We start from the raw sequence: 4,664 nt of genomic DNA, 5'->3' as shown, positions 1-4,664 counted from the left end.
GCCGGGTACCCCGCTGCCGAAACGATTCAGCCGGTGGGCTGCCGGGTGCGGGCGATCAGCGCGTTGAGCAGCGCGGCCCCGCGCTCGGCGTCGTCGACACTGACCGCGAAGTCCGTGCCCCGACGGGTACGGACCACCAGGCAGACACCCGGGCGCACCATCACGGTGGTGCCGAGCCCGTTGATCCGGTAGCCCCAGCCGCCCGACTGCGCGGCGGTGCGCCGTTCGGCGCGGGCGGAGTCGAGCTCGGCGGGGGACCAGCGGCGGGCGGGCCACCCGAACGGGCCGAAGCCGACGGTCAGGCCGCGCTCGGTCACCCGGGCCCGTACCGAGGAGCAGCCGAGGATCGCGAGGGCGCCGACGGCGAGCGGCAGCACCAGCACCCAGTCCAGGTCGACCACCCCGCTCGAGGTGACCAGCACCCCCGCCACCGTGAGGAGTCCGAGCACCGCGGCGATCAGTTGCAGCCACGGGTTGGCGGCCTGGGAGAGCCAGACGACCTGCTCGCCCGGCGGCACCTCCAGCGCCGGCGCCCCGGCCGCCGGGTGTCGCTCGGGCCGGCCGCCGTAGCGGCGGCCCGCCAGCAGCGCCAGCACCCCGGCGAGGCCGGTGGCCAGCAGGATCAGGACCACCTCGATGCCCATCGGGGCGGCGTCCTGCCAGCGGGCGCGGTCCAGGTTGGCGTGCACGATGGAGGTCTGCGCCCCCGTCAGCAGCACCCCGCCGGCCGCCAGCATGGCCGACGCGGCCCCGGGCGCCTGGCCGGCCGAGTACCGCCGCACGGCCACCGAGATCAGCACCAGGACCGCCCAGAACGCGGCCGGGAAGAGCGTGGCCGCCGTCAGCGACATCGAGCCGTCCGGTTCCCGCCCGCCCCAGTGGGTGGCCAGTGGGTCCGGCAGCCGGTGGCGCGCCACCAGCGGCAGGGCGATCAGCAGCGCCAGCACCCCGACCGACCAGGCCACCGCGGCCCAGACGGCGCCACCGGGCGCGGCCGGCCGTGCGGCGGCCGGCTCCGTGGTCGGTTCCGTGGTCTTCCCCGCGTCCGTCACGACATCCCCCTGATCATGTCCACGAGATCGTTCCCGCTGTAGCCGGCCCGGGCCGCGTCCTCGACCAACTTCCTCACCCGGTCCGCCAGTTCGGAGCGGGTGTCGGCGCCGGTCGCGATCGTGATGCCGCGGCCCCGGCGGAACTCCAGCACCCCCTCGTCGCGCAGCGTGCGCAGCCCGCGCAGGACGGTGTTGGTGTTCACCCCCAGGGCCCGGGAGAGCTCCCGGGCCGGGGGCAGCTTGTCCCCGGGGGCGCACTCGCCCTCGGCGACGGCCCGTCTGATCGCGCCGGCGACCTGTTCGTGCAGTGGTCGGGTGTCCCCGATGTCCAGCTTCAGCAACATGGTGCTAGTGACGATAGCACCATTCATGTCTGGTGCCACTGCCCGGTTCGCGGCCCGGGCGCTCCGGCTACCTCCGCTCGTCCTCGATCAGCCCGAACTCCTGCATCAGCTCGCCGATCTCGGTGGCCTCCAGCCGGCGCAGCAGCCGCCTGCGCAGGAACTCCGGCCCGGGCAGGTCGAGTTCGGCGCCGTCCCGGAGCCGGGTGGTGGCGGCGAGCAGCTTGCGCACGTCGTAGGTGGAGTTGAACACCTCGGGCACGCCGCGCTCGACGTCGAGCAGCCGGTAGACGGCCTCCATGCCGGTGCGCACGGAGTACTCGGTGGTGAAGATGCAGTCCCGGGTGGTCTCCGCGAACTGGCCGATGAAGGCGAAGTTGACGGCGCCCTCCGGCACCACGTCCGGCCGGTCGCCCGCGTGCCGGGGCAGGAAGAAGGACGTCACGTACGGCATCATCACCGGCACGCAGCGGGCGGCGTTCGCGGCCAGGTCGGGGATCTCCCCGACCGGGACGCCCAGGTGGTACAGCCACTCCTGGGTGATCTCCTCGCCCGTGCACTGCTGCATCGGCTTGCGCACGAAGTCGCCGGGGCGGTCGACGAAGAGCGAGTAGACCCAGACCACGATCCGGTCGGCGGGCTGCTGCTTGAAGTGCGGCTGGCGGTTGACCGTCCAGCTCAGCAGCCAGGAGGAGTCCCGGGCGGTGACGATGCCGCCGGTGACCACGCCGCCGCCGAACGGGTCGCGCCGGGCGACCTTCTGGATGTAGCGCGGGATGCGCGGGTCCAGGGTGGTGACGGTCGCCGACTCCCACTTGCTCTCCGGGATGTTGCCGCAGAACACCTCGGGGCGGCCGAAGGCCGGGTCCTTGGCGGCGATCCGGCGCCACAGGTCCCAGGCCGGGGCCGGGCCCTCGTCCAGCCGGGCCGGGGTGTGCTGGTCGCCGTCGTCGGAGTTCTCGGTGAGCGAGCCGATGGTGGTGAACACCAGGTCGTCCGGGCCGAGGTCCACCCCGCCCTCCTGGCCGGCCTCCCGCCAGTGGATCCGGGTGGCCTGCTTGCGGCCGGGGGCGCCGTCGGCGCCGGGGGCGAGGTCGAAGTCGATGTCGGTGACCTCGACCTCGTAGCGGAACCGCACGCCCTGGTCCGTCAGCCAGCGGGTCAGCGGCAGGACCATCGACTCGTACTGGTTGTACCTGGTGAACTTCAGCGCGGACAGGTCCGGCAGGCCGCCGATGTGGTGGATGAAGCGGTGCAGGTAGAGCTTCATCTCCAGCGCGCCGTGCCACTCCTCGAAGGCGAACATGGTGCGCCAGTACAGCCAGAAGTTGCTGTCCAGGAAGTTCCGCGAGAAGACCTCGTCGATCCGCTTGCCCTCCAACTCCTCACGGGTCGCGAGGAAGACGCGGACCAGGTCCTTCTGCGCCTTGTCGTCGAGCGCGAACAGGCCGTCGGTGCGGGCGTCCTGGCCCCGGCGCTCGGTGACCCGCCGGAGCGAGAAGTTGGGATCGTCCTTGTTGAGCCAGTAGAACTCGTCGAGGACGGACGCGCCCTCGACCTCCAGCGAGGGCACCGAGCGGAAGAGGTCCCACAGGCACTCCATGTGGTCCTCCAGCTCGCGCCCGCCGCGGACCACGAAGCCCTTCTCGGGCACCTCGATCCCGTCCAGCGCGCCGCCGGCCAGCTTCAGCCGCTCCAGGACCGTGATCCGCTCGCCGGGCACCTGCCCGTCCCGGACCAGGAACGCCGCCCCGGCCAGTGCGGCGAGCCCCGACCCGACGAACCAGGCCCGCTTGCGTTCGGCCCCCTCGGGCTTCCTCGGCCGGGCGAACGCCTCGTAGTTGCCGCTGCTGTAGTACAAGCCCGTGCTCCCTAGAACGTTCGACATCGAACCGCCCGGCGGGCATGCCGAATCCCGGCGGGCCGTCTCCATCCACCCATCCGGCGGTGATCTTCGCCTGCTGAGTAGGCCGAACGGGTGAGACGAGGGTGGTCCGGGCGGCGCGGGCACCCGCCGGGCCGCGTATGGAGCGCGTTGGGAACGCCCTCCGGGACGTCAGGAAGCCGTCAAGGAGCGCAGGTCAGCCCCGGCGCGGCGGTTGGCTGGAGGGCGACGGAGAACACGACCACACAAGGACGGATCATGCACGGCAACGGGCGGCACGAGGACGGCGCGGCACCCAGGGTGGTGGTCGGGGTGAGCGGCTCGCTGGGGAGCCTGGCCGCACTGCACCGCGGCGCCGCCGAGGCCCGTGACCGCGGCGCCGTCCTGGTGCCGGTGCTCGCCTGGGAGCCCCCCGGCGGCGAACACGGCTACCGGCGCTCGCCCTGCCCGCCCCTGCTCGCCGCCGTCCGGGACGCCGCCGACCAGCGCCTGCGGGACGCCCTCGACGCGGCCTTCGGCGGCGCCGACCCCGGCGTGCCGATGCGCCCGGTGCTGGTCCGCGGCGACACCGGCCCGGCCCTGCTGCACATCGCGGACCGGCCGGACGACCTGCTGGTCCTCGGCCACAGCGGCGGCCCGCTGCGCCGCCGGCTGCGGCGCCCGGTGCCCGCGTACTGCGCCCGGCGGGCCGGCTGCCCGGTGCTCACCGTCCCGGCCCCCGAGCTGCTGCACGACCTGGAGGCCCTGCACCGCCGCACCCGCTGGCACCTGCCGGTCGGGCCCGCGCCCGAACTCCTCGCGGCGAAGCGGTAGTCCGCGGTGCGGATGTACTCGGCCCGCCCCGGCGGCACCCGCTACCACCCCGTGCTGGAGCGGCTGTCGGCCGGCACCGCGGGCACCGTGGCGCTGCTCGCGGGCGGCGGAGTGGCACTGGCGCTCGGCGTCCTCGGCGAACTGCACTCGGGCCCGCTGCCGTACGTCGGCTACCTGGCGCTGTGTGCCCTGGTCGGCCGCCGTTCCCGGCCGGCGGCCGCACCGTTGATCGGCCTGGCCGCCTGGCTCTGCCGCAACGCCTTCGCGGAGCACCAGCACGGTGAACTCGGCTGGGCGGGTGCGTGGGCAGAAGTCGGGCCCTACGCGGTGTTCACCGCCGCGGCCCTGCTGGCCGCGCTGCCCGCCGCCCTCCCGCGCCGCTCGGTGCGGGTGTCGCTGCTGCGCCCGGACCGCCCGGTCTGAGGCGCGGCCCACGAACGGTCCGCCCGTACGGACGGACCGCGCCGAGGGACCGGGGCTCCGGCCGGTATCCGGAGCCCCCGGCGAACCGGTGGGGACAGGTGGCCGGGCGCGCGGAGCGGTCGGCGGTTCGGACAGCGGGCCCGCCCGTAC

The 4,664-nt window shown here is 74.3% G+C and carries 5 protein-coding genes; 2 read left to right on the top strand and 3 right to left on the bottom strand.

Annotation, left to right across the window (positions count from 1 at the left end):
• Nucleotides 1-26: 26 nt before the first annotated feature.
• The 3 genes from ACFU6K_RS31905 to ACFU6K_RS31895 all read right to left on the bottom strand — a co-directional run bounded on the left by ACFU6K_RS31905 (nucleotide 27) and on the right by ACFU6K_RS31895 (nucleotide 3,254).
• Nucleotides 27-1,052 carry a DUF1648 domain-containing protein gene (locus ACFU6K_RS31905; protein ID WP_380668950.1) on the bottom strand — a complete coding sequence of 342 codons (1,026 nt, stop codon included), beginning with the start codon at nucleotides 1,050-1,052 and terminating at the stop codon, nucleotides 27-29.
• Nucleotides 1,049-1,396: a GntR family transcriptional regulator gene (locus tag ACFU6K_RS31900; protein ID WP_380668948.1), complete on the bottom strand. Its 348-nt coding sequence runs from the start codon at nucleotides 1,394-1,396 to the stop codon at nucleotides 1,049-1,051. Before ACFU6K_RS31900 ends, ACFU6K_RS31905 begins: the two co-directional genes overlap by 4 nt.
• Before the next feature lie 67 nt (nucleotides 1,397-1,463).
• Nucleotides 1,464-3,254: an oleate hydratase gene (locus ACFU6K_RS31895; RefSeq protein ID WP_380668946.1), complete on the bottom strand. Its 1,791-nt coding sequence runs from the start codon at nucleotides 3,252-3,254 to the stop codon at nucleotides 1,464-1,466.
• A gap of 282 nt (nucleotides 3,255-3,536) precedes the next feature.
• On the opposite strand from ACFU6K_RS31895, the gene ACFU6K_RS31890 reads away from it, so the two are divergent.
• Both ACFU6K_RS31890 and ACFU6K_RS31885 read left to right on the top strand, forming a co-directional pair.
• Nucleotides 3,537-4,091, top strand: coding sequence for a universal stress protein (locus ACFU6K_RS31890; protein ID WP_380668944.1), 555 nt, complete (start codon nucleotides 3,537-3,539; stop codon nucleotides 4,089-4,091).
• A gap of 6 nt (nucleotides 4,092-4,097) precedes the next feature.
• A complete protein-coding gene (locus tag ACFU6K_RS31885) occupies nucleotides 4,098-4,514 on the top strand; it encodes a hypothetical protein (protein WP_380668942.1) in 417 nt (138 codons plus the stop codon).
• Nucleotides 4,515-4,664: the final 150 nt, after the last annotated feature.

This window comes from Kitasatospora sp. NPDC057512, from assembly GCF_042802135.1.
Classification (GTDB): domain Bacteria; phylum Actinomycetota; class Actinomycetes; order Streptomycetales; family Streptomycetaceae; genus Kitasatospora.
This window is presented reverse-complemented; position numbering and strand designations above follow the sequence as displayed.

What these genes read in the sequence shown, in the direction of transcription:
- ACFU6K_RS31900 (WP_380668948.1), bottom strand. Translation starts at nt 1,396, where the DNA reads ATGTTGCTGAAGCTGGACATCGGGGACACCCGACCACTGCACGAACAG.
- ACFU6K_RS31890 (WP_380668944.1), top strand. Translation starts at nt 3,537, where the DNA reads ATGCACGGCAACGGGCGGCACGAGGACGGCGCGGCACCCAGGGTGGTG.